The organism is Brenneria goodwinii, assembly GCF_002291445.1.
Taxonomy (GTDB): domain Bacteria; phylum Pseudomonadota; class Gammaproteobacteria; order Enterobacterales; family Enterobacteriaceae; genus Brenneria; species Brenneria goodwinii.
Genome location: NZ_CP014137.1, coordinates 4,778,906 through 4,804,161 on the forward strand (window position 1 = coordinate 4,778,906; position 25,256 = coordinate 4,804,161).

The following is a 25,256-nucleotide window of genomic DNA, read 5'->3' on the forward strand; positions in this document are numbered from 1 at the left end:
GAGCGGTTCGAACGGTTAACTGCGTCTGAGTCGGTGCCGATTTGACGGTGTCGGTTTCAGCTGTTGATTTCCCGCCCTTCCAACAGTCGTTGCACCAGCGGCGCCATAATTAACTCCATCGCCAGTCCCATTTTTCCGCCGGGCACAACTAATGTGTTGATATGGGAAATAAACGATCCTTGCAGCATCGCCAGCAGATAAGGGTAATCAATATTATCCAGCCCCTGAAAATGGATCACCACGAAACTCTCATCCAACGATGGGATAGCCTTGGCCGCAAACGGGTTGGAGGTATCAACCGTCGGCACGCGCTGAAAGTTAATATGGGTCCGGGAGAACTGCGGCGTAATGTAAGAGATGTAATCCTCCATGGAGCGCACCACCGAGTCCATTACCGCTTCACGCGAGTGGCCGCGTTCGTTCACGTCACGAATCAGTTTTTGAATCCATTCCAGATTGACGATCGGCACCACGCCCACCAGCAAGTCGACATGCTGCGCCACATTATGACCATCGGTGACGACGCCGCCGTGCAGCCCCTCATAAAACAGTACGTCAGTCGGTTCCGGCATCGGCTCCCACGGCGTAAACGTACCGGGAACCTGATCGTAGGGAATGGCTTCATCATAGGTATGAAGATATTTACGGGTCTTACCGCGCCCGTGCCGGCCATATTCGAGGAAGGATTGCTCCAGCAGGCTAAAGTCATTGGCTTCCGGACCGAAGTAGCTGATGTGGCGGCCAAGATCCCGCGCCTTACGAATTTCCATATCCATTTCCGGCCGGGTATAACGGTGGAAACTGTCACCTTCAAGCTGGGCGGCCTGCATTTTTAACTGCTGAAAAATCTTGCGAAACGCCAGGCTGGTTGTTGTGGTTCCCGCCCCGCTGGAGCCGGTAACTGCAATAATCGGATGCTTATGCGACATAAGACGATTTACTCCGTAATAATGGCGTTTGCTCTTCTGCCTGCCTGCCTGGCGCTTAGCGCTGGTGATATTCGCCGGCGTTAAACTGGCTGCGCGGCATCATGTTGATCGTTTCATGCAATTCAGACCATACCAGAACGACGTCGCCTGATTCCAGTTGCCGGCGCACATCGGCAACCTTCTGTGGCAGCGTGCGTTCTTGCTCGCCATAATCCGTTCCTTCCCGCAGTACGAAAGATTCAATGAGATTTTCCAGTGTTTCAGGTTCGAGTTGTTGCCAGGGAATGATCACAATGTTTGTCCAGAAATTGAGTGAGCCAGGCCGGAATACGCTTTTCAAGCCACATTTCCGGTTTTAATAACGACCCGACGACAAAGCCGACATGCCCGCCATAGTCGGTCAGTTGATATTCAATATTAGCGGGTAACCGGGATACGTCCGGGATGACGTCTTTAGTCATAAACGGATCGTCTCTGGATTGTATAATCAGCAACGGCTTGCGGATGCCGGGCAGCAACGGCAAGGCGCTACAGCGACGGTAATAATCCGCCGCATCGGTAAAGCCGTGGAGACGGGCGGTGATGACGTCATCAAACTCGCGCAGCCGCCTGATCTTTTTGAGCGCGGTAAGCGCAATGGGCAGGCTTCCCGGATAAGCGGCGAGTTTACGGGCGGCGCTTTGTTTGAGCGAATGCAGCAAATAGTACTGGTACAGGCGGGAGAACCCGTGCTCTATTCGCCGGCAGCAGGGATCGAGCATCAACGGCGCGGAGACAATGACCGCCGCCGACAGCGGACAGGCGTCGCCCTGCCGTCCTAACAGGCACGCCAGCATATTGCCGCCCAGCGAGATGCCGATCGCCGCCGTGGGAACGTCTCCGAACGTCTCTTTCAGCCAGTGCAGCAGATAACCGGCGTCTTCGGTTTCACCCGAGTGGTAAATGCGCTTCATCCTGTTGGGTTTGCCGCTGCATCCGCGAAAATGCATCAATACCGCCAGCCAGCCGTGTTGCCGGCAGGCATATAACAGGCCATGCGCATAGGGGCTGTGAAAGTTGCCTTCCAGGCCGTGGAACAGTACGACGCGCGGTTTGTTCCGCGCCGGTTCCGGGTTTTCGCTCCAGGCTAAATCAACAAAATCGCCGTCCGGCAATTCGAGCCGCTGCCAGAACGGTTCGAATTGCGCACGTCGCCGCACCAGCCGGGGGAGCAGCGTTTGCAGGTGAGGATTACGGGCGCCGACGAGCGGGCGAAAAACGTCGTACATAGTGTGAATAAAAATATTGTTGTCCGGTCTTGTGCGATCAATATCACACTGTTAGCTTCGGTACTGTCGTTTAACAATCAACTTATTACCAACTATACCGCAAAAATGTTTTAGGGTGAGGGGCGCCCGTTACATGGAATTGAGTTTGTTTCTATCGATGTTGGGTTTTCTCTGGGTGGCCGCGATTACGCCGGGTCCGAACAATATGTTACTGACGACATCCGGGGCCAACTTTGGTTTTTCCCGTTCTCTGTGGCTGATGTTGGGCATCATATTTGGCATGCAGAGTATTTTACTGCTGGTGGCGTTCGGCGTCGGCGGGCTAATCCTGATCTACCCATCGTTGCATTTCGCACTCAAGGTGCTTGGCAGTTTGTATCTGCTTTGGCTGGCGTGGAAAATCGCTACCGCCGCCTATGAAAAACTGGAAATACTGGACGCGCCGCCGCAGCCTATCCGGTTTTATCAGGGATGGCTGCTGCAATTCCTTAATCCCAAGGCCTGGTTGATGGGCTTGGGGGCGGTGGCCAGCTTCAGTCTGCCGGGCAGGGAATATCACCATTCGGTGGTGGCGATAAGTATCGGCATCGTACTGGTGAATCTGGTCGCCGGCGTGGTATGGCTGGGGTTCGGTACGTTGATCGGCCGTCTGTTGCGCAGCAAAAAAGCCTGGATTATTTTCAATGTCTCGATGGGGATACTGACGGCGGCCTGTGTATTGCTGATTTGGCACTAAAACTCAGGCACAGGCCGATAATCCGCATATCGGCCTGTCGCTAAAGAAACGTCAGGATGAGAGTTGCTGGTTCATTTGCTCCAACTGTTCCTGCGCATCAAGCCATGCCATTTCGGTTTCTTCCAAATCCGTCTTCACCTTTATCTGCTGTTGCAGACAGTCGGTAAGTTCGGCCTTGCGGCTGACGTCATAAAGCCCGGTGTCCGCCAGTTTGGCCTCAATGGCTTCCAGCTCCGCGCCCAATTTTTCCATCTGCTGTTCAAGCCGGGCGATTTGCTTACGCAGGGGCTGCGTCTGGGCTCTCAATTCGGCCTCTCGCCGCTTCTGCTCTTTTCTGGCCTGGGCGCTATTGGCGGCGTTCTCTTTGGGGGCGTCGTCGTCGCCGCCGTCCTGACGCTGCCTCTCCATCAGCCATTGCTGGTAATCTTCCAGATCGCCATCAAAAGGCTCCACCTTTCGGTCATGGACCAGATAGAGATCGTCGGTGGTGGAGCGGATCAGATGCCGGTCGTGCGATACCACTACCAGTGCGCCTTCAAAATCGATCAGCGCTTCCGTCAGCGCCTGCCGCATATCCAGATCCAGGTGGTTGGTGGGCTCATCCAGCAGCAGCAGGTTTGGCCGCTGCCAGACAATAAGCGCCAGCACCAGCCGGGCTTTTTCCCCTCCGGAGAAGCGTTCGGTGATTTCCGTCACCTTGTCGCCTTGAAAACCGAAGCCGCCGAGATAATCGCGCAACTGCTGTTCGGTTTCCCGCTCCGCCAAACGCACCATATGTTGCAATGGCGATTCATCGGCGCGCAGAAACTCCAACTGGTGCTGGGCGAAATAACCCAGTTTCACGCCCTTGGACAGACCGATTTCGCCGTGAATGGGCGCCAGCGTGCCCGCCAGAAGTTTGATCAGCGTCGATTTCCCTGCGCCATTGTGGCCCAGCAGCCCGATGCGTGAACCGGGGACCAGATTCAGCTTGATCGACTCCAGGATCAGTTTGTCGCCGTAACCGGCGCTGACTTTCTCCATTCTCAGCAGGGGATTAGGCAGCGACTCCGGGGCGCGGAAACTGAAGCGAAACGGGTTGTCCACATGGGCGGGAGCAATCATTTCCATGCGCTCCAGCATTTTTATCCGGCTTTGCGCCTGCTTGGCTTTGGTCGCCTTGGCGCGGAAACGGTCGATATAGTGCTGCAGATGCGCGACGCGCTCCTGCTGATGCTCGTATAGCGACTGCTGCTGCGCCAGCCGCGTGGCTCGCTGCTGTTCGAAAGAGGTGTAGTTGCCGGTGTATTCGTTAAGCGTCTGTTGCTCTATGTGCAATATTTTGTTAACGATGGGATCGAGGAAGTCACGGTCGTGCGAAATCAACACCAGCGTGCCCGGATAACTTTTCAGCCACTTTTCCAGCCAGATAACCGCATCCAAATCAAGGTGGTTGGTGGGTTCATCCAGCAATAGCAGATCGGAACGGCAGATTAGCGCCTGCGCCAGGTTGAGACGCATGCGCCAACCGCCGGAGAAGGCGCTGACAGGCTGTTGCAACTGCGATTGAGAAAAACCGAGTCCGTTAAGTAAACTGGCGGCTCTGGCCTGAATCGTCCAGGCTTGAATGGCATCCAGCTTGTCGTGAAGCGTGGCAATGGCGTGGCCGTCGTTATTTTCGTTGGCGCGTTGCAGCTCGGCCTCAAGCTGGCGGAATTCCCGATCGCCGTCGATAACATAGTCAATGGCCGGCACATCCAGAGCCGGCGTTTCCTGGTTGACCCAGGCCAGCGCCCAGCCCTGAGGAAAAGTGGCGCTACCGCCGTCGGCGCTGATTTCACCTTTTAGTAATGCTAACAGGGTAGATTTACCACAGCCGTTCTTACCCACTAAACCGACCTTCTGGCCCGGATTAATGGTCGCCGTTGCATTGTCCAGCAGAACGCGTACACCACGTCGAATTTGCAGCGAGGAGAAAACAATCATAAAGCGCCGTATGTTCAGAGTATGTTAAATTATTGACTTGATATCAGGACCATCGTGTCCTGTTTTTTAGTCGTTGCGCTGCATGGTAGCGGAAAATGACCACCATGACGACGCTTTGGAGGGGAATGATGTCGCAGCCACCCAAGATTCTGCTGCTGTATGCCCATCCGGAATCACAAGACTCGGTGGCGAACCGGGTTTTACTGCAACCGGCGCAACAGCTGGATAATGTCACGGTGCATGATCTGTATGCGCATTATCCTGATTTTTTTATCGATATTTATCATGAACAACAGCTGTTGCGCGAGCATCAGGTAATCGTGTTCCAGCATCCGCTTTATACCTACAGTTGCCCCGCTTTATTAAAGGAGTGGCTTGACCGAGTCTTATCTCGCGGTTTCGCCAACGGCGTCGGCGGTAACGCGCTGGCGGGAAAACATTGGCGCTCGGTGATTACTACCGGTGAACCGGAGGAAGCCTATCGGATTGGCGGTAAGCGCCACTATCCGATGGACGATTTTCTGCGTCCGTTTGAGATGACCGCCTCACTGTGCCGTATGCGCTGGATCAAACCCATGATTGTTTACTGGGCGCGCCGTCTGCCGCCCGATGTGTTGTCCAGTCATGCGCTGGCCTATGCCCAATGGCTGGCGTCTCCTTTTTCCCCCGAGGAGCGCTGATATGGAAAGTTCTACGCTGCTTACCGCCGGCGTTCTGTTTTTGTTTGTGGCGGTCGTCGCCGTACCGATTGCGGCGCGCCTGGGTATCGGCGCGGTATTGGGTTATCTGATCGCCGGGATCGCCATCGGCCCCTGGGGATTAGGGTTTATCCGCGACGTTGACGCGATTCTGCATTTTTCCGAGCTCGGCGTGGTTTTTCTGATGTTTATCATCGGGTTGGAGCTGAATCCGAAAAAACTGTGGACGCTACGGCGCTCTATTTTTGGCGTCGGCGCCGCGCAGGTCGGGGTGAGCACGCTGGTACTGGGCGGCGTGCTTTATCTGACGGATTTCTCCTGGCAGTCCGCGCTGATAGGCGGGCTGGGGCTGGCGATGTCGTCGACGGCGATGGCGTTGCAGCTGATGCGTGAAAAAGGGATGAATCGCAACGAGTCCGGGCAACTGGGATTTTCCGTCCTGTTGTTTCAGGATTTGGCGGTGATACCGGCGCTGGCCCTGATCCCGATTCTGGCGGGCGTCCAGGGCGAGATTGATGACTGGAACCAAGTGGCGCTCAAGGTCGCGGCATTCGCCGGTATGTTGATCGGCGGTCGTTATCTGGTGCGTCCGCTGTTTCGTTTTATCGCCGCCTCCGGCGTGCGTGAAGTGTTTACCGCGGCGGCGCTGTTGTTGGTGCTGGGTTCGGCGCTGTTTATGGAAGCGTTAGGTTTTTCGATGGCGCTGGGCACCTTTATTGCCGGTGTGCTGTTAGCTGAAAGCGAATATCGCCATGAGCTGGAGATCGCCATTGAGCCGTTTAAGGGGCTGCTGCTGGGATTGTTCTTTATTTCCGTCGGCATGGCGCTCAACCTCGGCATTCTCTATGTTCATATCGTGAAAGTGCTGATCGCCGTACTGATACTGGTGGCGGTAAAAGGTACGGTGCTTTATGTCCTGGCCCGCATTAACCGCATGCGCCGATCGGAACGCTTACAGTTTGCCGGCGTATTGAGCCAGGGCGGTGAGTTTGCGTTTGTGCTGTTTTCAGCCGCCTCGACGTACAACGTCCTGCAAGGCGACCAACTGCCGCTGCTGTTGGTGACGGTGACGCTCTCGATGATGACGACCCCGCTATTAATGCAGCTCATCGATCGTATTCTGACTCGCCGCTATAACACGGTGGACGTGCCCGACGAGAAACCTTACGTTGCCGATGATGAACCGCAGGTGATTGTGGTGGGATTCGGACGTTTCGGGCAGGTGATCGGCCGCTTGCTGATGGCCAATGAAATGCGTATTACGGTGCTGGAGCGCGATATCAGCGTCGTTAGTTTGATGCGCAGTTATGGTTATAAAGTATACTATGGTGATGCGACCGAGTTGGAGCTATTGCGTTCGGCGGGAGCGGAAAAGGCGCAGTCGATCGTCATCACCTGCAATACGCCGGAAGATACGATGGCGATAGTACATTTGTGCCAGCAGCATTTCCCTCATCTGGAACTCCTGGCCCGGGCGCGTGGCCGTGTTGAAGCGCATGAGCTCTTGCAGGCGGGGGTTAAACATTTTTCCCGTGAAACGTTTTCCAGTTCGTTGGAGTTGGGCCGCAAAGCGCTGATGTCGTTGGGGATGCATCCTCATCAGGCCTATCGCGCCCAGCAGCATTTTCGCCGTTTGGATATGCGGATGTTGCGAGAACTGATGCCGCAGTTACAAAACGATGTGGCGCAAATATCCCGGGTGAAGGAAGCGCGCCGCGAACTGGAAGACATCTTTCAGCAGGAAATGCAGCATGAGCGCCGCCGCTTGGATGACTGGGAAGAGTTTGAATAATGCCTAAACTGAAATGTAAGTCGGGACAATATGCGTAAACGCTTTATTGCCGGGGCGATCTGCCCTCAATGTCAGACGCAGGATACGCTGGCCGTCGGGCGTGAAAATCAGACGGAAACGGTCGTCTGCGTAAAGTGCGGCTATCAACAAAGCCGTTCGGATGAACCCGACATGATTGCCGGGCGTCCTGCGGATGAAATTATCGGCATTTTTCACCCGGAGTAGACTGGTGACTTCTTCATGCCCGCTGAACGCGGCATTAAAAAACGTTCCGGACGTTTTTTTATTCCGGGCGGTACATGGGGATTTTTTTCAGCTACAATTTGCGCCAGTTTGATTTCCAACGGTAGGAGATATCATGAAAGTAGCAAAAGATCTGGTGGTCAGTCTGGCCTATCAGGTACGAACAGAAGACGGTGTATTGGTTGATGAGTCTCCGGTGAGTGCGCCGTTGGACTATCTGCATGGCCATGGCTCGCTGATTTCCGGCCTGGAAAACGCATTGGAAGGCCGTACCGTGGGCGACCATTTTGACGTTAATATCGCGTCTAACGATGCTTATGGCAATTATGACGAAAACCTGGTTCAGCGCGTGCCCAAAGATGTATTCATGGGCGTAGACGAACTTCAGGTCGGCATGCGTTTCCTGGCGGAAACCGATCAGGGACAGGTGCCGGTTGAAATTACCGAAGTTGAAGACGATCACGTTGTGGTTGATGGCAACCATATGCTGGCTGGCCAGAACCTGAGCTTCAATGTTGAGGTTGTTGCGATCCGTGAAGCGACGGAAGAAGAGCTGGCTCATGGTCATGTTCACGGTGAACACGGCCATGAACATGGCGACGGCTGTTGCGGCGGTCATGACCACGACCATGAACATGGTCAAGGCGGTTGTGGCGGTAACGGCGGATGCGGGTGCCACTAATCCGTCCGGCCTGAGGGCCGACCGACATCGTTTTGGGGTAAATGGTTCGTTGGTTTACCCGGCATATCACATCAGGGCAGAGCGACGCTGTGCCCTGATGTTTTTTATGGCGGGCGTCCTTGCCCGCCCGTCGCAAGCGATGTTGAAAAACGCTCCCGCCATTTTTTTATGCCTGCATACCTTTCGGTCAGTCGACATTAATAGTGCGGCGGCGGCGTTTCTTCGGACTGCGGGGCGACTAATGAGGTTTGCTGGGTACGCAATCTTTCCGTCAACAGACGCATTTGCTCGCGCAGCCGGCCGATTTCCCGCTCGTGTTGGATAATCGTCTGATTCAGCTCTTCAATCGTCAATTCCTGAAAGGCCTGTCGGCTTTCCAGCAGTTCGAGCCGTTCTTCAAATAAAGACGGTGACATAGGTTTTCCTCTTACTTCCCATTTCCCCGAGAGTTTGTCAGAAAGAGGAAACTTCTGGTAGTAAAAACGGTCGGAATAGGGCGCAATAGGCAATCTGAAGATCCTTGCCCGCTCTTGGGCGATTCAAGAGTGATGTTAAAAACGTTCCAGACGTTTTTTATCAAAGGATTGTCGCGTGTGTCGTTGTGTTGTCTTCGTGCGCGCAGTTATAGTAGTTGCGAATTTATTTTTAATGATGGCTGGAGCGTGTTGCTCCAGATGCTGGAGAAATGGATGAAATCACTGTTTAAGGTAACGCTGTTAGCAACGTCAATGGCTCTGACGCTGAATGCCGGCCAGGCGCTGGCAGCGGAAACGGCGCAGGCGTCTGATACGGCGACGACAGCCAAATTCAAGAATGATGAGCAGGCTGCGGCTTATGCGTTAGGCGCATCTTTGGGGCGTTACATGGATAACTCCCTTAAAGAGCAGGAAAAACTGGGTATCAAGTTGGATAAAGATCAACTGATTGCCGGTGTTCAGGATGCGTTTGCCGATAAGAGCAAGCTGAGCGACGAAGAAATTGAAAAAACATTGCAAGGTTTCGAAGGTCGCGTAAAAGCGGCGGCTGAAGCCAAAATGAAGCAGGATGCGCAAGAGAATGCGGATAAAGGCACCAAGTATCGTGATGCGTTCGCTAAAGAAAAAGGCGTGAAGAAAACCGAATCCGGTCTGCTGTATCAGGTTGAGAAAGAAGGCAACGGCAGTGCGCCGAAAGACAGCGATACGGTTGTCGTTAACTACAAAGGCACGCTGGTTGACGGTAACGAGTTTGATAACTCCTACAAACGCGGCGAGCCGCTGTCTTTCCGTCTTGACGGTGTGATCCCTGGCTGGACGGAAGGGTTAAAACACGTTAAGAAGGGCGGCAAAATTAAACTGGTCATTCCACCGACCCTGGCATACGGCGAAACCGGTGTCCCCGGTATCCCGGCCAACTCTACGCTGGTGTTTGACGTTGAGCTGCTGGATATCAAATCCGAAGCCGATGTGAAAGCGGCCGATGATGCGAAGGCTGAAAAACCTGCCGCAGAAGAGAAAAGCGCGCAGTAATCCGTTACTCGGTTCGAAAATTGATAAACCGCAGGCTATGTCTGCGGTTTTTTTATCTGTTCAATAAAGGTGAGTAAGTTCAACGTATGGAAACGAAACTGTTAATTTCAAGGACGCGCGAGTGGACATTTGCTAGACTGTGTTCCCTGTCAAGACAACAAATAGATGACGTAGAGGATGGTGTTTACCATGTCTAATTCGCTTGTGTCTGGCGAATCTTACGACCTTGATTTGCTGGATGAACGCCCGTTTAGCCAAACGGATTATGAGATCCTGAAATCGTATGAAGCGGTGGTTGACGGCCTGGCCATGTTGATTGGCGAGCACTGTGAAATCGTGCTGCATTCTCTTGACGATCTGAAATGTTCCGCCGTACGGATTGCCAATGGAGAACATACGGGCAGGAAAATCGGCTCGCCGATTACCGACCTCGCATTGCGCATGTTGCATGACATGGCCGGAGAAGACAGTAGCGTGTCGAAGGCTTATTTCACCCGCGCTAAAAGCGGCATGTTGATGAAGTCGGTCACGATAGCCATTCGCAACCGCGAACAGCGAGTAATTGGCTTACTCTGCATCAATATGAATCTGGATGTGCCTTTTTCTCAGATTGTACAAACGTTTCTTCCTCCTGAGACGCATGAAGTCGCGCCTTCTGTGAACTTTGCTTCGTCGGTTGACGATCTCGTCGCGCAAACGCTGGAATTTTCCATTGAGGAAGTCAATGCGGACCGGAATGTCTCTAACAATGCGAAAAACCGGCAAATTGTTCTGAGTCTGTATGAGAAGGGTATTTTTGATATTAAAGATGCGATTAATCAGGTCGCCGAGCGTTTGAATATCTCCAAACATACGGTGTATCTCTATATTCGCCAGTTTAAAAGCGGCGATTTCAGCGGGCACGAACGCTGATGTTGCATTATTGTCTGCTGGTTACCGGCCCGGCTTATGGTACACAGCAAGCGAGCAGCGCTTTGCAATTTGCTCAAGCCGTACTGGATGAAGGGCATCGGTTGGAAAGCGTTTTCTTCTACCGTGAAGGCGTGCTGAATGCCAATCAGCTCACCGCGCCGGCGAATGATGAATTTGATCTGGTACGGGCTTGGCAGAGTTTGGGACAGGAACATCATGTGATGTTGAATGTCTGCGTCGCCGCCGCGTTGCGCCGCGGCGTTACCGATCGGCAACAGGCTGAGCAGTTGAATCTGGGGGCGGCGAATTTGCAGGATGGCTTTACCTTAAGCGGTCTTGGCGAACTGGCGCAATCCGTTCTGACCTGCGATCGGGTTATCCAGTTTTAATACGATTTCAAGGCAGAGTCATGAAGCATGTCGCTTTTGTTTTTACCCACTCGCCTCACGGCAGCGCGTCCGGCCGGGAAGGATTGGATGCACTCCTTGCGATGTCCGCGCTGACGGAAGATATCGGCGTCTTCTTTATCGGCGATGGCGTATTACAGCTACTGCCGGGGCAGCAGCCGGAAAAGATTTTGATGCGTAATTACATTGCGACATTTGGCGTGCTGCCGCTGTATGACATCAAGCATTGCTATGTGTGCGAGGCGTCTCTTCAGCAACGGGGGATTGCTTTGGATACCGATTGGGTTCTGGACGTTGAGCTCCTTTCCCCTGAAGTATTAAGGCATCGGCTGGCGGATTACCGCTCGGTTCTCTCATTTTAGCGTTAGCGCGAGTGTTTCTATCTATGTTGCATACTCTTTCCCGTTCCCCTTATCACAGCGACATTGATGCGCTGTTGCGGTGTTTGGGGCCAGACGACGCCGTGGTGCTATTGCAGGACGGCGTTATCGCCGCGCTGGCCGATACCGATATGGCGAACCGCCTGCTCAACGCCGCGGTCCTTCTGTATGTTTTGAAAAATGATGCGGACGCCAGAGGGCTGACTGCACAAATTTCAGACAATATTCCATTGATTGACTATAATCAGTTTGTTCAATTGACGGTTCAATACCCTAAACAGCTGGCTTGGTAACGCTGAATTTTTGTATATTTCTTGACTCCTTTCTCAGCCAGCCCTAAAATTCTGCGTCCTCATACTTTGCCCTGCGCAAGTACGAGACGATTTATTACGTGTTTACGAAGCAAAAACCAGGAGCTTTTTTAATGGCAACAATTAACCAGCTGGTACGCAAACCACGCGCCCTGAAGGTTGCTAAAAGCAACGTTCCGGCGCTGGAAGCATGCCCGCAGAAACGTGGTGTATGTACTCGTGTATATACCACCACTCCGAAAAAACCGAACTCCGCACTGCGTAAAGTCTGCCGTGTTCGTTTAACCAACGGTTTTGAAGTTACCTCCTACATCGGTGGTGAAGGTCATAACCTGCAGGAACACTCAGTGATCCTGATCCGTGGCGGTCGTGTTAAAGACCTGCCGGGTGTTCGTTACCACACCGTTCGTGGTGCGCTGGACTGCTCCGGTGTTAAAGACCGTAAGCAATCCCGTTCCAAGTACGGCGTGAAGAAGCCAAAGGCTTAATGGTTCTCCGTTAAGTAAGGCCAAACGTTTTAACTTAAATGTCAAACTAAACTCGTAGAGTTTTGGACAATCCTGAATTAACAACGGAGTATTTCCATGCCACGTCGTCGCGTCATTGGTCAACGTAAAATCCTGCCGGATCCTAAGTTCGGATCAGAGCTGTTGGCCAAATTTGTAAATATCCTGATGGTAGATGGTAAAAAATCTACCGCCGAAGCAATCGTCTATACCGCGCTGGAGACCCTGGCTCAGCGTTCTGGTAAAGACCACCTGGAAGCTTTTGAAGTAGCTCTGGACAACGTTCGCCCGACTGTCGAAGTTAAGTCGCGTCGCGTTGGTGGGTCTACTTACCAGGTGCCAGTAGAAGTCCGTCCGGTTCGCCGCAATGCCCTGGCAATGCGTTGGATCGTTGAAGCTGCTCGTAAACGCGGTGATAAATCCATGGCTCTGCGCCTGGCGAACGAACTTTCTGATGCAGCAGAAAACAAAGGTACTGCTGTTAAGAAACGTGAAGACGTTCACCGTATGGCTGAAGCCAACAAGGCGTTCGCTCACTACCGTTGGTAATCCCTTCGCTGTAGTTATGCTAAACCAGGCGGGCGCTTCAAAAGCCAACCCGCTTGGGTTACTGATTGAACGCCCTAGGATATAGAGGAAACAAATGGCTCGTACAACACCAATTGCACGCTACCGCAATATCGGTATCAGTGCACACATCGACGCCGGTAAAACCACCACGACTGAACGTATTCTGTTCTACACGGGTGTGAACCATAAAATCGGTGAAGTTCATGATGGCGCAGCTACCATGGACTGGATGGCGCAGGAGCAGGAACGTGGGATCACCATTACTTCTGCTGCGACGACTGCTTTCTGGTCAGGTATGGCCAAGCAGTATGAACCCCATCGTATCAACATCATCGACACCCCGGGACACGTTGACTTCACGATTGAAGTAGAACGTTCCATGCGTGTACTCGACGGTGCAGTAATGGTTTACTGTGCGGTCGGTGGTGTTCAGCCGCAGTCTGAGACCGTATGGCGTCAGGCGAATAAATATAAAGTGCCGCGCATTGCGTTCGTTAACAAAATGGACCGTATGGGCGCGAACTTCCTGAAAGTGGTCGGTCAGATTAAAACCCGTTTGGGTGCGAATCCGGTACCGCTTCAGCTGGCTATTGGCGCTGAAGAACATTTCACCGGCGTTGTCGACCTGGTGAAAATGAAAGCGATCAACTGGAATGAAGCCGATCAGGGCATCACCTTCACCTATGAAGAGATTCCGGCTGATATGCAGGATCTGGCCCAGGAATGGCACCAGAATCTGGTTGAGTCCGCAGCTGAAGCGTCTGAAGAGCTGATGGATAAATACCTGGGCGGTGAAGAACTGACCGAAGAAGAAATCAAAAAAGCATTGCGTCATCGTGTTCTGAACAACGAAATCATCCTGGTTACCTGTGGTTCCGCGTTCAAGAACAAAGGCGTGCAGGCAATGCTGGATGCGGTTATCGAGTATTTGCCGGCTCCGACCGATGTACCTGCTATCAAGGGCATCCTGGACGACGGTAAAGATACGCCGGCCGAGCGTCATTCTGACGATAAAGAACCGTTTTCTGCGTTGGCATTCAAAATCGCTACCGACCCGTTTGTGGGTAACCTGACGTTCTTCCGCGTGTACTCTGGGGTGGTTAACTCCGGTGATACCGTACTGAACTCGGTGAAAACTCAACGTGAACGTTTCGGCCGTATCGTTCAGATGCACGCTAACAAACGTGAAGAGATCAAAGAAGTTCGCGCGGGCGATATTGCTGCGGCAATCGGCCTGAAAGATGTGACCACTGGCGATACGCTGTGTGATCCGGATCATGCGATTATTCTGGAACGTATGGAATTCCCTGAACCGGTTATTTCCATCGCGGTAGAACCGAAAACCAAAGCTGACCAGGAAAAAATGGGTCTGGCTCTGGGCCGTCTGGCGAAAGAAGACCCGTCTTTCCGCGTATGGACTGACGAAGAATCTAACCAGACCATCATCGCCGGTATGGGCGAACTGCACCTGGAAATCATCGTTGACCGTATGCGTCGTGAGTTCAACGTAGAAGCCAACATCGGTAAACCGCAGGTTGCTTACCGTGAAACCATCCGCGATACCGTTAAGGATGTGGAAGGGAAACACGCGAAACAGTCTGGTGGTCGCGGTCAGTACGGTCATGTCGTTATCGATATGTACCCGCTGGAGCCGGGCGGTGTGGGTTACGAATTCGTCAACGAAATCAAGGGTGGTGTGATTCCTGGCGAATACATTCCAGCCGTTGACAAAGGTATTCAGGAACAGCTGAAATCAGGTCCGATGGCTGGTTATCCGGTTGTAGACTTGGGCGTCCGCTTACATTTTGGTTCTTACCACGATGTCGACTCCTCTGAATTGGCGTTTAAATTGGCAGCGTCTATCGCGTTTAAAGAAGCATTTAAACGCGCTAAGCCGGTTCTGCTGGAACCCGTCATGAAAGTTGAAGTTGAAACGCCTGAAGACTATATGGGTGACGTAATCGGTGACTTGAACCGTCGCCGCGGTATCATTGAAGGTATGGAAGATACCGCTACCGGCAAGACTATTCGTGCCCAGGTACCGTTATCCGAAATGTTTGGGTATGCTACCGATCTGCGTTCGCAGACTCAGGGTCGTGCTTCTTACTCCATGGAGTTCCTGAAGTACTCTGAAGCGCCGAACAACGTGGCTCAGGCCGTTATTGAGGCCCGTGGTAAATAATCCGGGTTTTAAAACATTGAACCGTGCTCTCTCCATAGGGAGAGAGCATTAGAGTAAGGAATATCGCCGTGTCTAAAGAAAAATTTGAACGTACAAAACCCCACCTCAACGTCGGTACTATCGGCCACGTTGACCATGGTAAAACAACGCTGACTGCAGCGATCACTACCGTTCTGGCTAAAACCTACGGCGGTGCTGCCCGTGCATTCGATCAGATCGATAACGCACCGGAAGAAAAAGCGCGTGGTATCACCATCAACACCTCTCACGTTGAATACGATACCCCGACCCGTCACTACGCACACGTTGACTGCCCGGGACACGCCGACTATGTGAAAAACATGATCACCGGTGCTGCGCAGATGGACGGCGCGATCCTGGTTGTTGCCGCGACTGACGGCCCGATGCCGCAGACTCGTGAGCACATCCTGCTGGGTCGTCAGGTTGGCGTTCCTTACATCATCGTGTTCCTGAACAAATGCGACATGGTTGATGATGAAGAACTGCTGGAACTGGTTGAGATGGAAGTGCGTGAACTGCTGTCTCAGTACGAATTCCCGGGTGATGATACTCCTATCATTCGTGGTTCCGCGCTGAAAGCGCTGGAAGGCGAACCCGAGTGGGAAGCAAAAATCATCGAACTGGCTGAAGCCCTGGATACTTACATCCCGGAACCAGAACGTGCCATCGACAAGCCGTTCCTGCTGCCGATCGAAGACGTATTCTCCATCTCTGGTCGTGGTACGGTTGTTACCGGTCGTGTAGAGCGCGGTATCATCAAGGTTGGTGAAGAAGTTGAAATCGTTGGTATCAAAGCCACCACGAAAACAACTTGTACCGGCGTTGAAATGTTCCGCAAACTGCTGGACGAAGGCCGTGCGGGCGAGAACGTGGGCGTACTGCTGCGCGGTACCAAACGTGATGACGTTGAACGTGGTCAGGTACTGGCTAAACCAGGCTCCATCAAGCCGCATACTCAGTTTGAATCTGAAGTGTATATCCTGAGCAAAGATGAAGGCGGCCGTCATACTCCGTTCTTCAAAGGCTACCGTCCGCAGTTCTACTTCCGTACGACTGACGTAACCGGAACCATCGAACTGCCGGAAGGCGTGGAAATGGTAATGCCGGGCGACAACGTGAAGATGGTTGTTACTCTGATTGCGCCAATCGCAATGGATGACGGCCTGCGTTTCGCTATCCGTGAAGGCGGCCGTACCGTTGGCGCGGGCGTTGTTGCTAAAGTTATCGCTTAATCGCTGATTGACGAAAGCATGAAAAAGGCACTGCGGTGCCTTTTTTTACGCCTGTAGTTATTAATGTGAATTGAAATAAAAATAATTCCTATTTACAATGAGGCATTGATTGAAAAATCGCTGGGAGCGGTTTTAAACATCGCCCGCGGCGGCCCTGAGAGTTATTGGCCAGCTAGCCGGCACAAAAATGAGTTGCTTTGGTATGTATGTTTGTTTGTGTAATGCCGTTTCTGATAAAGCGATCCGCAAGGTAGTTCGTCAGTATCAGCCTCAGTCTATGCAGCAACTGCGTAAGTTAGTTCCGATTGGAACGGATTGCGGCAAATGCATTCGACATGCGAGGGATATATTTGAAGAAGAACGAGCACAACTTATTGATATGTATGAAGTAGCATAAAATGTAAGGTCTTTTTTTTGACTCCCTGTTTACCGGTTCTACACTTTAAGAACTGGAGCGGAGGAGCGTGTCATGAAAGGCGATAAAAAAGTCATTACGTATTTGAATAAGCTATTGGGTAATGAGTTAGTAGCAATCAATCAGTATTTCCTACATGCCCGGATGTTTAAAAACTGGGGATTAACCCGTCTCAACGACCACGAGTATCATGAGTCTATTGACGAAATGAAGCACGCGGATCGTTACATTGAACGCATTTTATTTCTCGAAGGTATTCCAAATCTGCAAGATTTGGGGAAACTTAACATCGGCGAAGATGTTGAAGAGATCTTTCGTTCCGACCTTCAACTCGAGCTGGATGGCGCCAAAGACTTACGTGAAGCCATTGCTTACTCGGATTCTGTACATGATTACGTCAGTAGAGACCTGATGATAGAAATCCTGACAGATGAAGAAGGCCATATCGATTGGCTGGAAACCGAGCTGGATCTGATATCCCGTCTTGGCATACAAAACTATCTGCAGAGTCAGCTTAAAGAACAATAAATTGCGCTTTAAATCATGACTTATATCTATTACGGCCGGGCATATTGTCGCCCGGCCGCCACATTAATCATTTCATCCTTCTTGTTGCTTCTTGCGTCAATTTGCGTATAATGCGCGGGCTTACCAAAACTAAGGTGAGTCTGATTGCTTATTGAATCAGAGGGCTAAGTTCATTAATTAGCCAAAACAATACTCCCGATATGGGGGTTATGTACTAACGATTACACTCCCCCATCAATCGAAATGGGTGTGAGGAGTAATCATTTACGTTTATAAAATAATTGGAGCTCTGGTCTCATGCAGAACCAAAGAATCCGTATCCGCCTGAAAGCGTTTGATCATCGTCTGATCGATCAATCAACCGCGGAAATCGTCGAGACTGCTAAGCGCACTGGTGCGCAAGTCCGTGGTCCGATCCCGCTGCCGACCCGCAAAGAGCGCTTTACCGTTCTGATTTCTCCGCACGTCAATAAAGATGCGCGCGATCAGTACGAGATTCGCACTCACAAGCGTCTGGTTGACATCGTTGAGCCAACCGAGAAAACCGTTGATGCTCTGATGCGTCTGGATCTGGCTGCCGGTGTAGACGTGCAGATCAGCCTGGGTTAATCAGGTCATTGAGCGATTGAGAGGTTGAAACAATGATTGGTTTAGTCGGTAAAAAAGTGGGCATGACCCGTATCTTCACTGAAGATGGCGTATCTATCCCTGTAACCGTTATCGAAATTGAAGCAAACCGCGTCACTCAGGTTAAAGACCTGGCTAACGACGGTTACCGCGCTGTACAGGTAACAACCGGTGCTAAAAAAGCAAGCCGCGTTACCAAACCAGAAGCGGGCCACTTTGCTAAAGCCGGCGTAGAAGCTGGCCGTACTTTGCGTGAATTCCGTCTTTCTGAAAGCGAAGAGTTCACTGTAGGTCAGAGCATTAGTGTTGAAATTTTCGCAGACGTTAAAAAAGTAGACGTTACTGGTACATCTAAAGGTAAAGGGTTTGCCGGCACGGTTAAGCGCTGGAACTTCCGTACCCAGGATGCTACCCACGGTAACTCCTTGTCTCACCGCGTTCCGGGTTCTATCGGTCAGAACCAGACTCCGGGCAAAGTGTTCAAAGGCAAGAAAATGGCAGGCCAACTGGGCAACGAGCGTGTAACCGTTCAAAGCCTGGACGTAGTGCGTGTTGACGCTGAGCGCAACCTGCTGCTGGTTAAGGGTGCTGTTCCGGGTGCAACCGGCGGCGACCTGATCGTTAAACCAGCTGTGAAGGCGTGAGGAGATAGCAATGGAATTAGTATTGAAAGACGCGCAAAGCGCGCTGACTGTTTCCGAAACTACCTTCGGTCGTGATTTCAACGAAGCGCTGGTACACCAGGTTGTTGTTGCTTATGCAGCAGGTGCCCGTCAAGGTACTCGCGCTCAGAAGACCCGTGCTGAAGTAACTGGTTCCGGTAAAAAACCATGGCGTCAGAAAGGTACCGGCCGTGCGCGTTCAGGTTCTATCAAGAGCCCGATCTGGCGTTCCGGTGGCGTAACCTTCGCTGCCAAGCCTCAGGATCACAGTCAGAAAGTTAACAAAAAGATGTACCGCGGCGCGCTGAAAAGCATTTTGTCCGAACTGGTACGTCAAGATCGTCTGATCGTTGTCGAGAAGTTCTCTGTAGAAGCGCCGAAAACCAAGCTGCTGGCACAGAAACTGAAAGACATGGCGCTGGAAGACGTACTGATCATCACCGGTGAACTGGATGAAAATCTGTTCCTGGCGGCGCGTAACCTGTACAAGGTTGATGTGCGTGATGTAGCCGGTATCGATCCAGTTAGCTTGATCGCCTTCGACAAAGTCGTCATGACTGCTGAAGCTGTTAAGCAAGTTGAGGAGATGCTCGCATGATCCGTGAAGAACGTCTGCTGAAAGTTTTGCGCGCGCCGCACGTTTCTGAAAAAGCGTCTACAGCGATGGAAAAGAACAACACCATCGTACTCAAAGTTGCTAAAGACGCGACAAAAGCAGAAATCAAAGCCGCCGTGCAGAAACTGTTTGAAGTCGAAGTTAATGATGTTCGCACCCTGGTAGTTAAAGGAAAAGTGAAACGTCATGGACAGCGTATCGGTCGTCGTAGCGACTGGAAAAAAGCTTACGTCACCCTGAAAGAAGGCCAGAATCTGGACTTCATCGGCGGCGCAGAGTAAGTCGGAGGAGTAAAGAACAATGGCAATTGTTAAATGTAAACCGACATCTCCGGGTCGTCGCCACGTTGTTAAAGTGGTTAACCCTGAGCTGCACAAGGGCAAACCTTATGCCCCGTTGCTGGAAAAAAACAGCAAATCCGGTGGCCGTAACAACAATGGCCGCATCACTACCCGTCACATCGGTGGTGGTCATAAACAGCAATATCGTCTGGTTGACTTTAAACGCAACAAAGATGGTATTCCTGCTGTTGTTGAGCGTCTGGAGTATGATCCGAACCGTTCCGCGAATATCGCGCTGGTTCTGTACAAAGACGGCGAACGCCGTTATATCCTGGCGCCGAAGGGCCTTAAAGCAGGTGACCAGATTCAATCTGGCGTTGATGCTGCAATCAAAGCAGGTAACACCTTGCCGATGCGTAACATCCCGGTCGGTTCAACGGTTCACAACGTAGAACTGAAACCAGGCAAAGGCGGCCAGCTGGCTCGCTCTGCCGGTGCTTACGTTCAGATCGTTGCACGTGATGGCGCTTACGTTACCCTGCGTCTGCGTTCTGGCGAAATGCGTAAAGTCGAATCTGACTGCCGCGCTACGCTGGGCGAAGTCGGTAATGCGGAGCACATGCTGCGCGTTCTGGGTAAAGCAGGTGCTGCTCGCTGGCGTGGTGTTCGTCCTACCGTTCGCGGTACGGCGATGAACCCGGTAGACCACCCGCACGGTGGTGGTGAAGGTCGTAACTTTGGTAAGCACCCGGTTTCTCCGTGGGGCGTACAGACCAAAGGTAAGAAGACCCGCAGCAACAAGCGTACTGATAAGTTTATCGTACGTCGCCGTACTAAATAATTTTAGAGGATAAACCATGCCACGTTCTCTCAAGAAAGGTCCATTTATTGACCTGCACTTGCTGAAGAAGGTAGAGAAAGCGGTGGAAAGCGGAGACAAGAAGCCTTTGCGCACTTGGTCCCGTCGTTCAACGATCTTTCCAAACATGATCGGTTTGACCATCGCTGTCCATAATGGTCGTCAGCACGTTCCGGTGTTTGTTTCCGATGAAATGGTCGGTCACAAACTGGGTGAATTCGCGCCGACTCGTACTTATCGCGGCCACGCGGCTGATAAAAAAGCCAAGAAGAAATAAGGTAGGAGGAAGAGATGGAAACTATCGCTAAACATCGCCATGCTCGTTCTTCTGCCCAGAAGGTTCGCCTGGTGGCTGACCTGATTCGCGGTAAGAAAGTGTCGCAAGCTCTGGATATTCTGACCTACACCAACAAGAAAGCTGCTGGTCTGGTTAAAAAAGTACTGGAGTCTGCCATTGCTAACGCAGAGCACAACGATGGCGCTGACATTGATGATCTGAAAGTTGCGAAAATCTTCGTCGACGAAGGCCCGAGCATGAAGCGCATTATGCCGCGTGCTAAAGGTCGTGCGGATCGCATCCTGAAGCGTACCAGCCACATTACTGTGGTTGTGTCCGATCGCTGAGACTCTGGAGACTAGCAATGGGTCAGAAAGTACATCCTAATGGTATTCGACTGGGTATTGTCAAACCTTGGAACTCTACCTGGTATGCGAATACCAAAGAATTCGCTGACAACCTGGACAGCGACTTTAAAGTTCGTAAATACCTGACGAAGGAACTGGAAAAAGCTTCCGTTTCTCGTATCGTTATCGAACGTCCGGCAAAAAGCATCCGTGTGACCATTCACACCGCTCGCCCGGGTATCGTTATCGGTAAAAAAGGTGAAGATGTTGAAAAACTGCGTAAAGCCGTAGCGGAAATCGCTGGCGTGCCGGCGCAGATCAACATCGCCGAAGTCCGTAAACCTGAGTTAGACGCTAAACTGGTTGCTGACAGCATCACTTCTCAGCTGGAACGTCGTGTTATGTTCCGTCGTGCGATGAAGCGTGCCGTACAGAACGCCATGCGTCTGGGCGCTAAAGGGATCAAAGTTGAAGTAAGCGGCCGTCTTGGCGGCGCTGAAATCGCGCGTACCGAATGGTACCGTGAAGGTCGCGTTCCGTTGCACACGCTGCGTGCGGATATCGACTACAACACCTCCGAAGCGCACACTACTTATGGTGTTATCGGTGTGAAAGTGTGGATCTTCAAAGGTGAGATCCTGGGTGGTATGGCTGCCGTTGAACAACCGGAAAAACCGGCTGCTCAACCTAAAAAGCAGCAGCGTAAAGGCCGCAAGTAAGGAGAGTCGCTGATGTTACAACCAAAGCGTACAAAATTCCGTAAGATGCACAAGGGCCGCAACCGTGGTCTGGCTGCAGGTACGGATGTTAGCTTCGGCACTTTCGGTCTGAAAGCTGTTGGCCGTGGTCGCCTGACCGCTCGTCAAATCGAAGCTGCACGTCGTGCCATGACTCGTGCCGTTAAGCGTCAAGGTAAGATCTGGATCCGTGTATTCCCGGACAAACCGATCACTGAAAAGCCGCTTGAAGTACGTATGGGTAAAGGTAAAGGTAACGTAGAGTATTGGGTTGCCTTGATTCAGCCAGGTAAAGTCCTGTACGAAATGGACGGTGTGCCGGAAGAGTTAGCCCGTGAGGCATTCCAACTGGCAGCAGCGAAACTGCCGATCAAAACCACCTTTGTAACTAAGACGGTGATGTAATGAAAGCACAAGAGCTGCGTGAAAAGAGTGTTGAAGAGCTGAATACCGAGCTGCTCGAACTGCTGCGCGAACAATTCAATCTGCGCATGCAGGCGGCAAGTGGCCAGCTGCAACAAACTCACCTGTTGAAACAAGTGCGTCGTAATGTTGCACGTGTTAAGACTTTACTGACTGAGAAGGCGGGTGCGTAATGACCGATAAAATCCGTACTCTGCAAGGCCGCGTCGTAAGCGACAAAATGGAGAAATCCATGGTTGTTGCCATCGAACGTTTCGTGAAACACCCTCTTTACGGTAAGTTCATCAAACGTACGACTAAGCTGCACGTACATGACGAGAACAACGAATGCGGTATCGGTGACGTGGTTGAAATCCGCGAATGCCGTCCGCTGTCCAAAACTAAGTCTTGGACGCTTGTTCGCGTTGTAGAGAAAGCGATTCTGTAATACAGTAGCGCTCTTCTCGTTATGATAAACGGCTCAGTAATTGGGCCGTTTATTTTTTCTACCCATATTCAGGAAGCGGTGTTATAATGCTGCGCCCTTAATTATGGGGCATTTAAATGGCCTATCATGGGTCCTAAAGTAGTAGTTGACATTAGCGGAGCACTAACATGATCCAAGAACAGACTATGCTGAATGTGGCCGACAACTCCGGTGCACGTCGCGTAATGTGTATCAAGGTTCTAGGTGGCTCGCACCGTCGCTACGCAGGCGTCGGCGATATCATCAAAATTACCATCAAGGAAGCAATTCCTCGCGGTAAGGTGAAGAAAGGCGATGTGCTGAAGGCGGTTGTGGTGCGCACCAAGAAGGGTGTTCGTCGCCCAGACGGTTCTGTCATTCGCTTCGATGGAAATGCTTGCGTTATTTTAAACAATAACAGCGAACAGCCTATCGGTACGCGTATTTTTGGGCCGGTAACTCGTGAACTGCGTAATGAGAAGTTCATGAAAATTATCTCTCTGGCACCAGAAGTACTCTAAGGAGCGAATCATGGCAGCGAAAATCCGTCGTGATGACGAAGTTATCGTGCTGACCGGCAAAGATAAAGGTAAGCGCGGTAAAGTGAAAAATGTCCTGTCTGCTAGTAAGGTCATTGTTGAAGGTATCAACCTGGTTAAAAAACATCAGAAGCCGGTTCCGGCCCTGAACCAACCGGGTGGCATCGTTGAAAAAGAAGCTGCAATTCAAGTTTCCAACGTTGCAATCTTCAATGCGGCAACTGGTAAGGCTGACCGTGTAGGCTTTAGATTCGAAGACGGCAAAAAAGTCCGTTTCTTTAAATCTAATAGCGAAACTATCAAGTAATTTGGAGTAGTACGATGGCGAAACTGCATGATTACTACAAAGACGAAGTAGTTAAAAAACTCATGACCGAGTTTAACTACAATTCTGTCATGCAAGTCCCTCGGGTCGAGAAGATCACCCTGAATATGGGTGTTGGTGAAGCGATCGCTGACAAGAAACTGCTGGATAACGCAGCAGCTGACTTGGCGGCAATCTCAGGTCAAAAACCTTTGATCACCAAAGCACGCAAATCTGTTGCAGGCTTCAAAATCCGTCAGGGCTATCCGATCGGCTGTAAAGTGACTCTGCGTGGCGAACGCATGTGGGAGTTCCTTGAGCGACTGATTTCCATTGCTGTACCGCGTATCCGTGACTTCCGTGGCCTGTCCGCCAAGTCATTTGACGGCCGTGGTAACTACAGCATGGGTGTGCGTGAGCAGATCATCTTCCCGGAAATCGACTATGACAAGGTCGATCGCGTTCGTGGTTTGGATATTACCATTACCACCACTGCGAAATCCGATGATGAAGGCCGTGCGCTGTTGGCCGCCTTTAACTTCCCATTCCGCAAGTAAGGTAGGGTTACTAATGGCTAAGCAATCCATGAAAGCACGCGAAGCTGTTCGCGTGAAACTGGCTGATAAATACCGCGCTAAACGCGAGGAATTGAAAGCTATTATCTCTGGTGTGAACTCTTCCGACGAAGAACGTTGGGATGCAGTTCTTAAGCTGCAGACTCTGCCGCGTGATTCCAGCCCGTCTCGTCAGCGTAACCGCTGCCGTCAAACTGGTCGTCCGCATGCTTTCCTGCGGAAGTTCGGGTTGAGCCGTATCAAGGTCCGTGAAGCCGCTATGCGCGGTGAAATTCCGGGTCTGAAAAAGGCTAGCTGGTAATTGTCACCAATTGAATCACGGGAGTAAAGACAGATGAGCATGCAAGATCCGATCGCGGATATGCTGACCCGTATCCGTAACGGTCAATCCGCGAACAAAGTTGCGGTCACCATGCCTTCTTCCAAGCTGAAAGTGGCAATCGCCAAAGTGCTGAAGGAAGAGGGTTACATTGAAGATTTTAAAATCGAAGGCGACGCCAAGCCTGTTCTGGAGTTAGAACTTAAATATTTCCAGGGCAAGGCAGTGGTAGAAAGCATTCAGCGAGTAAGCCGTCCAGGTCTGCGCATCTATAAAAGAAAAGATGAGCTGCCAAAAGTTATGGCCGGTTTGGGTATCGCGGTTGTTTCTACCTCTAAAGGTGTTATGACTGATCGTGCAGCTCGCCAGGCAGGTCTTGGTGGCGAGATTATCTGCTACGTAGCTTAATCGGGAGGAAAGAATGTCTCGTGTTGCAAAAGCACCCGTCGTCATTCCTGCCGGCGTAGAGGTAAAACTCAACGGTCAGGTTATTTCGATTAAGGGTAAAAACGGCGAGCTGAGTCGTAAGATCCATGATGCTGTTGAAGTTAAACAAGCTGACAACGCTCTGACTTTCGCCCCGCGCGAAGGTTCTGTTGGCGGTTGGGCCCAAGCGGGTACCACTCGTGCTCTGTTAAACTCAATGGTTATCGGTGTTACCGAAGGCTTCACTAAGAAGCTGCAACTGGTCGGTGTTGGTTATCGTGCTGCCGTAAAAGGCAATGTACTGAACCTGTCTCTTGGGTTCTCTCATCCGATTGACCACGCACTGCCGGCAGGTATTACTGCAGAGTGTCCTAGCCAAACTGAAATCGTGCTGAAAGGCGCTGATAAACAGGTTATTGGTCAGGTTGCTGCGGAATTACGCGCCTACCGTCGTCCTGAGCCTTACAAAGGCAAGGGTGTCCGTTACGCCGACGAAGTCGTGCGTACCAAAGAGGCTAAGAAGAAGTAAGGTAA

Annotated in this window: 38 protein-coding genes; 33 read left to right on the forward strand and 5 right to left on the reverse strand. The window is 51.6% G+C overall.

Translation table 11 applies throughout. The features are described 5' to 3' along the window. Positions 1 to 56: 56 nt before the first annotated feature. The 3 genes from ACN28R_RS21205 to ACN28R_RS21215 are packed head-to-tail and all read right to left on the reverse strand — an operon-like array spanning position 57 to position 2,197. Entirely contained in the window at positions 57 to 929 is an 873-nt protein-coding gene (locus ACN28R_RS21205) for a phosphoribulokinase (RefSeq protein ID WP_048637225.1), read from the reverse strand. 55 nt (positions 930 to 984) lie between these two features. Then, entirely contained in the window at positions 985 to 1,221 is a 237-nt protein-coding gene (locus ACN28R_RS21210; protein ID WP_048637226.1) for a YheU family protein, read from the reverse strand. Beyond that, the gene (locus tag ACN28R_RS21215) at positions 1,190 to 2,197 is read right to left on the reverse strand and encodes a hydrolase (RefSeq protein WP_048637227.1); all 1,008 of its coding nucleotides are present in this window, start codon (positions 2,195 to 2,197) and stop codon (positions 1,190 to 1,192) included. The genes ACN28R_RS21210 and ACN28R_RS21215 overlap by 32 nt, the downstream gene beginning before the upstream one ends. A 133-nt stretch (positions 2,198 to 2,330) precedes the next feature. Here ACN28R_RS21215 and ACN28R_RS21220 point away from each other — a divergent pair, with 133 nt between their 5' ends. After that, positions 2,331 to 2,933 carry a LysE family translocator gene (locus ACN28R_RS21220; protein WP_095835413.1) on the forward strand — a complete coding sequence of 201 codons (603 nt, stop codon included), beginning with the start codon at positions 2,331 to 2,333 and terminating at the stop codon, positions 2,931 to 2,933. A gap of 51 nt (positions 2,934 to 2,984) precedes the next feature. Here the strand turns inward: ACN28R_RS21220 and ACN28R_RS21225 are convergent, their stop codons facing one another. Beyond that, the gene (locus ACN28R_RS21225) at positions 2,985 to 4,898 is read right to left on the reverse strand and encodes an ABC transporter ATP-binding protein (protein ID WP_095835414.1); all 1,914 of its coding nucleotides are present in this window, start codon (positions 4,896 to 4,898) and stop codon (positions 2,985 to 2,987) included. A 128-nt stretch (positions 4,899 to 5,026) separates the two neighbouring features. Between ACN28R_RS21225 and kefG the strand changes: the two genes are divergently transcribed. The 4 genes from kefG to slyD all read left to right on the forward strand — a co-directional run bounded on the left by kefG (position 5,027) and on the right by slyD (position 8,313). Further along, positions 5,027 to 5,578 carry a glutathione-regulated potassium-efflux system ancillary protein KefG gene (kefG, locus tag ACN28R_RS21230; RefSeq protein WP_048637231.1) on the forward strand — a complete coding sequence of 184 codons (552 nt, stop codon included), beginning with the start codon at positions 5,027 to 5,029 and terminating at the stop codon, positions 5,576 to 5,578. Position 5,579: 1 nt separating this feature from the next. After that, positions 5,580 to 7,388 carry a glutathione-regulated potassium-efflux system protein KefB gene (gene kefB / locus ACN28R_RS21235; RefSeq protein WP_095835416.1) on the forward strand — a complete coding sequence of 603 codons (1,809 nt, stop codon included), beginning with the start codon at positions 5,580 to 5,582 and terminating at the stop codon, positions 7,386 to 7,388. A 30-nt stretch (positions 7,389 to 7,418) separates the two neighbouring features. After that, positions 7,419 to 7,613 (forward strand): YheV family putative zinc ribbon protein, encoded by a 195-nt coding sequence (locus ACN28R_RS21240; RefSeq protein WP_048637233.1) that lies wholly within the window; start codon positions 7,419 to 7,421, stop codon positions 7,611 to 7,613. A gap of 133 nt (positions 7,614 to 7,746) precedes the next feature. Continuing rightward, positions 7,747 to 8,313, forward strand: a complete 567-nt coding sequence (slyD, locus tag ACN28R_RS21245; protein WP_095835417.1) for a peptidylprolyl isomerase — start codon at positions 7,747 to 7,749, stop codon at positions 8,311 to 8,313. A 197-nt stretch (positions 8,314 to 8,510) separates the two neighbouring features. Here slyD and ACN28R_RS21250 read toward each other — a convergent pair whose 3' ends face one another. Then, positions 8,511 to 8,729: a SlyX family protein gene (locus ACN28R_RS21250; protein WP_048637235.1), complete on the reverse strand. Its 219-nt coding sequence runs from the start codon at positions 8,727 to 8,729 to the stop codon at positions 8,511 to 8,513. Between the two features lie 273 nt (positions 8,730 to 9,002). Between ACN28R_RS21250 and fkpA the strand changes: the two genes are divergently transcribed. The 28 genes from fkpA (at position 9,003) to rplF (ending at position 25,251) form a co-directional block, all read left to right on the forward strand. Beyond that, positions 9,003 to 9,821 (forward strand): FKBP-type peptidyl-prolyl cis-trans isomerase, encoded by an 819-nt coding sequence (gene fkpA, locus ACN28R_RS21255; protein ID WP_095835867.1) that lies wholly within the window; start codon positions 9,003 to 9,005, stop codon positions 9,819 to 9,821. 189 nt (positions 9,822 to 10,010) lie between these two features. Beyond that, positions 10,011 to 10,733, forward strand: a complete 723-nt coding sequence (locus ACN28R_RS21260) for a helix-turn-helix transcriptional regulator (RefSeq protein WP_048637236.1) — start codon at positions 10,011 to 10,013, stop codon at positions 10,731 to 10,733. Beyond that, positions 10,733 to 11,122 (forward strand): sulfurtransferase complex subunit TusD, encoded by a 390-nt coding sequence (gene tusD / locus ACN28R_RS21265; protein ID WP_048637237.1) that lies wholly within the window; start codon positions 10,733 to 10,735, stop codon positions 11,120 to 11,122. The genes ACN28R_RS21260 and tusD overlap by 1 nt, the downstream gene beginning before the upstream one ends. 20 nt (positions 11,123 to 11,142) lie before the next feature. Continuing rightward, on the forward strand, positions 11,143 to 11,502 hold the full coding sequence (tusC, locus tag ACN28R_RS21270; protein WP_048637238.1) for a sulfurtransferase complex subunit TusC: 360 nt from the start codon (positions 11,143 to 11,145) through the stop codon (positions 11,500 to 11,502). Between the two features lie 23 nt (positions 11,503 to 11,525). Next, positions 11,526 to 11,813, forward strand: coding sequence for a sulfurtransferase complex subunit TusB (gene tusB / locus ACN28R_RS21275; RefSeq protein WP_095835419.1), 288 nt, complete (start codon positions 11,526 to 11,528; stop codon positions 11,811 to 11,813). A 131-nt stretch (positions 11,814 to 11,944) separates the two neighbouring features. Further along, positions 11,945 to 12,319, forward strand: a complete 375-nt coding sequence (gene rpsL / locus ACN28R_RS21280; RefSeq protein WP_021013355.1) for a 30S ribosomal protein S12 — start codon at positions 11,945 to 11,947, stop codon at positions 12,317 to 12,319. Between the two features lie 96 nt (positions 12,320 to 12,415). Next, positions 12,416 to 12,886 carry a 30S ribosomal protein S7 gene (gene rpsG, locus ACN28R_RS21285; RefSeq protein WP_009111198.1) on the forward strand — a complete coding sequence of 157 codons (471 nt, stop codon included), beginning with the start codon at positions 12,416 to 12,418 and terminating at the stop codon, positions 12,884 to 12,886. Between the two features lie 94 nt (positions 12,887 to 12,980). Next, positions 12,981 to 15,089: an elongation factor G gene (gene fusA / locus ACN28R_RS21290; protein ID WP_048637240.1), complete on the forward strand. Its 2,109-nt coding sequence runs from the start codon at positions 12,981 to 12,983 to the stop codon at positions 15,087 to 15,089. A gap of 68 nt (positions 15,090 to 15,157) precedes the next feature. Beyond that, entirely contained in the window at positions 15,158 to 16,342 is a 1,185-nt protein-coding gene (gene tuf, locus ACN28R_RS21295) for an elongation factor Tu (RefSeq protein ID WP_048637241.1), read from the forward strand. Positions 16,343 to 16,544: 202 nt separating this feature from the next. Continuing rightward, a complete protein-coding gene (gene bfd, locus ACN28R_RS21300) occupies positions 16,545 to 16,739 on the forward strand; it encodes a bacterioferritin-associated ferredoxin (protein WP_072065831.1) in 195 nt (64 codons plus the stop codon). A 72-nt stretch (positions 16,740 to 16,811) separates the two neighbouring features. Further along, positions 16,812 to 17,285 carry a bacterioferritin gene (gene bfr, locus ACN28R_RS21305; protein ID WP_048637242.1) on the forward strand — a complete coding sequence of 158 codons (474 nt, stop codon included), beginning with the start codon at positions 16,812 to 16,814 and terminating at the stop codon, positions 17,283 to 17,285. A gap of 297 nt (positions 17,286 to 17,582) precedes the next feature. Further along, positions 17,583 to 17,894, forward strand: a complete 312-nt coding sequence (gene rpsJ / locus ACN28R_RS21310) for a 30S ribosomal protein S10 (RefSeq protein WP_001181005.1) — start codon at positions 17,583 to 17,585, stop codon at positions 17,892 to 17,894. A 32-nt stretch (positions 17,895 to 17,926) separates the two neighbouring features. Next, positions 17,927 to 18,556 carry a 50S ribosomal protein L3 gene (gene rplC / locus ACN28R_RS21315; protein ID WP_048637243.1) on the forward strand — a complete coding sequence of 210 codons (630 nt, stop codon included), beginning with the start codon at positions 17,927 to 17,929 and terminating at the stop codon, positions 18,554 to 18,556. Between the two features lie 10 nt (positions 18,557 to 18,566). Continuing rightward, a complete protein-coding gene (rplD, locus tag ACN28R_RS21320; RefSeq protein WP_048637244.1) occupies positions 18,567 to 19,172 on the forward strand; it encodes a 50S ribosomal protein L4 in 606 nt (201 codons plus the stop codon). Continuing rightward, positions 19,169 to 19,471 carry a 50S ribosomal protein L23 gene (rplW, locus tag ACN28R_RS21325; protein WP_009111205.1) on the forward strand — a complete coding sequence of 101 codons (303 nt, stop codon included), beginning with the start codon at positions 19,169 to 19,171 and terminating at the stop codon, positions 19,469 to 19,471. The genes rplD and rplW overlap by 4 nt, the downstream gene beginning before the upstream one ends. A gap of 19 nt (positions 19,472 to 19,490) precedes the next feature. Then, positions 19,491 to 20,312, forward strand: coding sequence for a 50S ribosomal protein L2 (gene rplB / locus ACN28R_RS21330; protein WP_048637245.1), 822 nt, complete (start codon positions 19,491 to 19,493; stop codon positions 20,310 to 20,312). Positions 20,313 to 20,328: 16 nt separating this feature from the next. After that, complete coding sequence (rpsS, locus tag ACN28R_RS21335) at positions 20,329 to 20,607, forward strand: 30S ribosomal protein S19 (protein ID WP_001138115.1); 279 nt, start codon at positions 20,329 to 20,331, stop codon at positions 20,605 to 20,607. Between the two features lie 14 nt (positions 20,608 to 20,621). Next, the gene (gene rplV, locus ACN28R_RS21340; RefSeq protein ID WP_012764045.1) at positions 20,622 to 20,954 is read left to right on the forward strand and encodes a 50S ribosomal protein L22; all 333 of its coding nucleotides are present in this window, start codon (positions 20,622 to 20,624) and stop codon (positions 20,952 to 20,954) included. A gap of 17 nt (positions 20,955 to 20,971) precedes the next feature. Further along, positions 20,972 to 21,673, forward strand: coding sequence for a 30S ribosomal protein S3 (rpsC, locus tag ACN28R_RS21345; RefSeq protein WP_048637247.1), 702 nt, complete (start codon positions 20,972 to 20,974; stop codon positions 21,671 to 21,673). A gap of 12 nt (positions 21,674 to 21,685) precedes the next feature. Continuing rightward, the gene (rplP, locus tag ACN28R_RS21350; RefSeq protein WP_009111208.1) at positions 21,686 to 22,096 is read left to right on the forward strand and encodes a 50S ribosomal protein L16; all 411 of its coding nucleotides are present in this window, start codon (positions 21,686 to 21,688) and stop codon (positions 22,094 to 22,096) included. Beyond that, positions 22,096 to 22,287 carry a 50S ribosomal protein L29 gene (gene rpmC / locus ACN28R_RS21355; RefSeq protein ID WP_048637248.1) on the forward strand — a complete coding sequence of 64 codons (192 nt, stop codon included), beginning with the start codon at positions 22,096 to 22,098 and terminating at the stop codon, positions 22,285 to 22,287. Before rplP ends, rpmC begins: the two co-directional genes overlap by 1 nt. Then, complete coding sequence (gene rpsQ, locus ACN28R_RS21360; protein WP_011095505.1) at positions 22,287 to 22,541, forward strand: 30S ribosomal protein S17; 255 nt, start codon at positions 22,287 to 22,289, stop codon at positions 22,539 to 22,541. The genes rpmC and rpsQ overlap by 1 nt, the downstream gene beginning before the upstream one ends. 167 nt (positions 22,542 to 22,708) lie before the next feature. Continuing rightward, complete coding sequence (gene rplN / locus ACN28R_RS21365) at positions 22,709 to 23,080, forward strand: 50S ribosomal protein L14 (RefSeq protein WP_000613954.1); 372 nt, start codon at positions 22,709 to 22,711, stop codon at positions 23,078 to 23,080. A gap of 10 nt (positions 23,081 to 23,090) precedes the next feature. Next, the gene (rplX, locus tag ACN28R_RS21370; protein WP_015841924.1) at positions 23,091 to 23,405 is read left to right on the forward strand and encodes a 50S ribosomal protein L24; all 315 of its coding nucleotides are present in this window, start codon (positions 23,091 to 23,093) and stop codon (positions 23,403 to 23,405) included. 14 nt (positions 23,406 to 23,419) lie between these two features. Further along, entirely contained in the window at positions 23,420 to 23,959 is a 540-nt protein-coding gene (gene rplE, locus ACN28R_RS21375) for a 50S ribosomal protein L5 (protein WP_005970265.1), read from the forward strand. A gap of 13 nt (positions 23,960 to 23,972) precedes the next feature. After that, a complete protein-coding gene (gene rpsN, locus ACN28R_RS21380) occupies positions 23,973 to 24,278 on the forward strand; it encodes a 30S ribosomal protein S14 (protein WP_048637249.1) in 306 nt (101 codons plus the stop codon). A 33-nt stretch (positions 24,279 to 24,311) separates the two neighbouring features. Beyond that, positions 24,312 to 24,704, forward strand: a complete 393-nt coding sequence (gene rpsH, locus ACN28R_RS21385; protein WP_048637250.1) for a 30S ribosomal protein S8 — start codon at positions 24,312 to 24,314, stop codon at positions 24,702 to 24,704. Between the two features lie 13 nt (positions 24,705 to 24,717). After that, positions 24,718 to 25,251, forward strand: a complete 534-nt coding sequence (gene rplF, locus ACN28R_RS21390; protein WP_048637251.1) for a 50S ribosomal protein L6 — start codon at positions 24,718 to 24,720, stop codon at positions 25,249 to 25,251. The last annotated feature ends 5 nt before the right edge of the window (positions 25,252 to 25,256 follow it).

What these genes read in the sequence shown, in the direction of transcription:
- ACN28R_RS21215 (WP_048637227.1), bottom strand. Translation starts at nt 2,197, where the DNA reads ATGTACGACGTTTTTCGCCCGCTCGTCGGCGCCCGTAATCCTCACCTG.
- rpsS (WP_001138115.1), top strand. Translation starts at nt 20,329, where the DNA reads ATGCCACGTTCTCTCAAGAAAGGTCCATTTATTGACCTGCACTTGCTG.
- rplW (WP_009111205.1), top strand. Translation starts at nt 19,169, where the DNA reads ATGATCCGTGAAGAACGTCTGCTGAAAGTTTTGCGCGCGCCGCACGTT.
- tusB (WP_095835419.1), top strand. Translation starts at nt 11,526, where the DNA reads ATGTTGCATACTCTTTCCCGTTCCCCTTATCACAGCGACATTGATGCG.
- rplV (WP_012764045.1), top strand. Translation starts at nt 20,622, where the DNA reads ATGGAAACTATCGCTAAACATCGCCATGCTCGTTCTTCTGCCCAGAAG.
- rplN (WP_000613954.1), top strand. Translation starts at nt 22,709, where the DNA reads ATGATCCAAGAACAGACTATGCTGAATGTGGCCGACAACTCCGGTGCA.
- tusD (WP_048637237.1), top strand. Translation starts at nt 10,733, where the DNA reads ATGTTGCATTATTGTCTGCTGGTTACCGGCCCGGCTTATGGTACACAG.
- ACN28R_RS21220 (WP_095835413.1), top strand. Translation starts at nt 2,331, where the DNA reads ATGGAATTGAGTTTGTTTCTATCGATGTTGGGTTTTCTCTGGGTGGCC.
- rpsG (WP_009111198.1), top strand. Translation starts at nt 12,416, where the DNA reads ATGCCACGTCGTCGCGTCATTGGTCAACGTAAAATCCTGCCGGATCCT.
- ACN28R_RS21225 (WP_095835414.1), bottom strand. Translation starts at nt 4,898, where the DNA reads ATGATTGTTTTCTCCTCGCTGCAAATTCGACGTGGTGTACGCGTTCTG.
- slyD (WP_095835417.1), top strand. Translation starts at nt 7,747, where the DNA reads ATGAAAGTAGCAAAAGATCTGGTGGTCAGTCTGGCCTATCAGGTACGA.
- rpsL (WP_021013355.1), top strand. Translation starts at nt 11,945, where the DNA reads ATGGCAACAATTAACCAGCTGGTACGCAAACCACGCGCCCTGAAGGTT.
- rplP (WP_009111208.1), top strand. Translation starts at nt 21,686, where the DNA reads ATGTTACAACCAAAGCGTACAAAATTCCGTAAGATGCACAAGGGCCGC.
- fkpA (WP_095835867.1), top strand. Translation starts at nt 9,003, where the DNA reads ATGAAATCACTGTTTAAGGTAACGCTGTTAGCAACGTCAATGGCTCTG.
- rplB (WP_048637245.1), top strand. Translation starts at nt 19,491, where the DNA reads ATGGCAATTGTTAAATGTAAACCGACATCTCCGGGTCGTCGCCACGTT.
- rplC (WP_048637243.1), top strand. Translation starts at nt 17,927, where the DNA reads ATGATTGGTTTAGTCGGTAAAAAAGTGGGCATGACCCGTATCTTCACT.
- fusA (WP_048637240.1), top strand. Translation starts at nt 12,981, where the DNA reads ATGGCTCGTACAACACCAATTGCACGCTACCGCAATATCGGTATCAGT.
- ACN28R_RS21205 (WP_048637225.1), bottom strand. Translation starts at nt 929, where the DNA reads ATGTCGCATAAGCATCCGATTATTGCAGTTACCGGCTCCAGCGGGGCG.
- rplE (WP_005970265.1), top strand. Translation starts at nt 23,420, where the DNA reads ATGGCGAAACTGCATGATTACTACAAAGACGAAGTAGTTAAAAAACTC.
- tusC (WP_048637238.1), top strand. Translation starts at nt 11,143, where the DNA reads ATGAAGCATGTCGCTTTTGTTTTTACCCACTCGCCTCACGGCAGCGCG.
- kefB (WP_095835416.1), top strand. Translation starts at nt 5,580, where the DNA reads ATGGAAAGTTCTACGCTGCTTACCGCCGGCGTTCTGTTTTTGTTTGTG.
- rplF (WP_048637251.1), top strand. Translation starts at nt 24,718, where the DNA reads ATGTCTCGTGTTGCAAAAGCACCCGTCGTCATTCCTGCCGGCGTAGAG.
- bfr (WP_048637242.1), top strand. Translation starts at nt 16,812, where the DNA reads ATGAAAGGCGATAAAAAAGTCATTACGTATTTGAATAAGCTATTGGGT.
- rpsJ (WP_001181005.1), top strand. Translation starts at nt 17,583, where the DNA reads ATGCAGAACCAAAGAATCCGTATCCGCCTGAAAGCGTTTGATCATCGT.
- ACN28R_RS21260 (WP_048637236.1), top strand. Translation starts at nt 10,011, where the DNA reads ATGTCTAATTCGCTTGTGTCTGGCGAATCTTACGACCTTGATTTGCTG.
- rplD (WP_048637244.1), top strand. Translation starts at nt 18,567, where the DNA reads ATGGAATTAGTATTGAAAGACGCGCAAAGCGCGCTGACTGTTTCCGAA.
- rpsN (WP_048637249.1), top strand. Translation starts at nt 23,973, where the DNA reads ATGGCTAAGCAATCCATGAAAGCACGCGAAGCTGTTCGCGTGAAACTG.
- rplX (WP_015841924.1), top strand. Translation starts at nt 23,091, where the DNA reads ATGGCAGCGAAAATCCGTCGTGATGACGAAGTTATCGTGCTGACCGGC.
- ACN28R_RS21240 (WP_048637233.1), top strand. Translation starts at nt 7,419, where the DNA reads ATGCGTAAACGCTTTATTGCCGGGGCGATCTGCCCTCAATGTCAGACG.
- rpsH (WP_048637250.1), top strand. Translation starts at nt 24,312, where the DNA reads ATGAGCATGCAAGATCCGATCGCGGATATGCTGACCCGTATCCGTAAC.
- ACN28R_RS21250 (WP_048637235.1), bottom strand. Translation starts at nt 8,729, where the DNA reads ATGTCACCGTCTTTATTTGAAGAACGGCTCGAACTGCTGGAAAGCCGA.
- rpsQ (WP_011095505.1), top strand. Translation starts at nt 22,287, where the DNA reads ATGACCGATAAAATCCGTACTCTGCAAGGCCGCGTCGTAAGCGACAAA.
- kefG (WP_048637231.1), top strand. Translation starts at nt 5,027, where the DNA reads ATGTCGCAGCCACCCAAGATTCTGCTGCTGTATGCCCATCCGGAATCA.
- rpsC (WP_048637247.1), top strand. Translation starts at nt 20,972, where the DNA reads ATGGGTCAGAAAGTACATCCTAATGGTATTCGACTGGGTATTGTCAAA.
- rpmC (WP_048637248.1), top strand. Translation starts at nt 22,096, where the DNA reads ATGAAAGCACAAGAGCTGCGTGAAAAGAGTGTTGAAGAGCTGAATACC.
- bfd (WP_072065831.1), top strand. Translation starts at nt 16,545, where the DNA reads ATGTATGTTTGTTTGTGTAATGCCGTTTCTGATAAAGCGATCCGCAAG.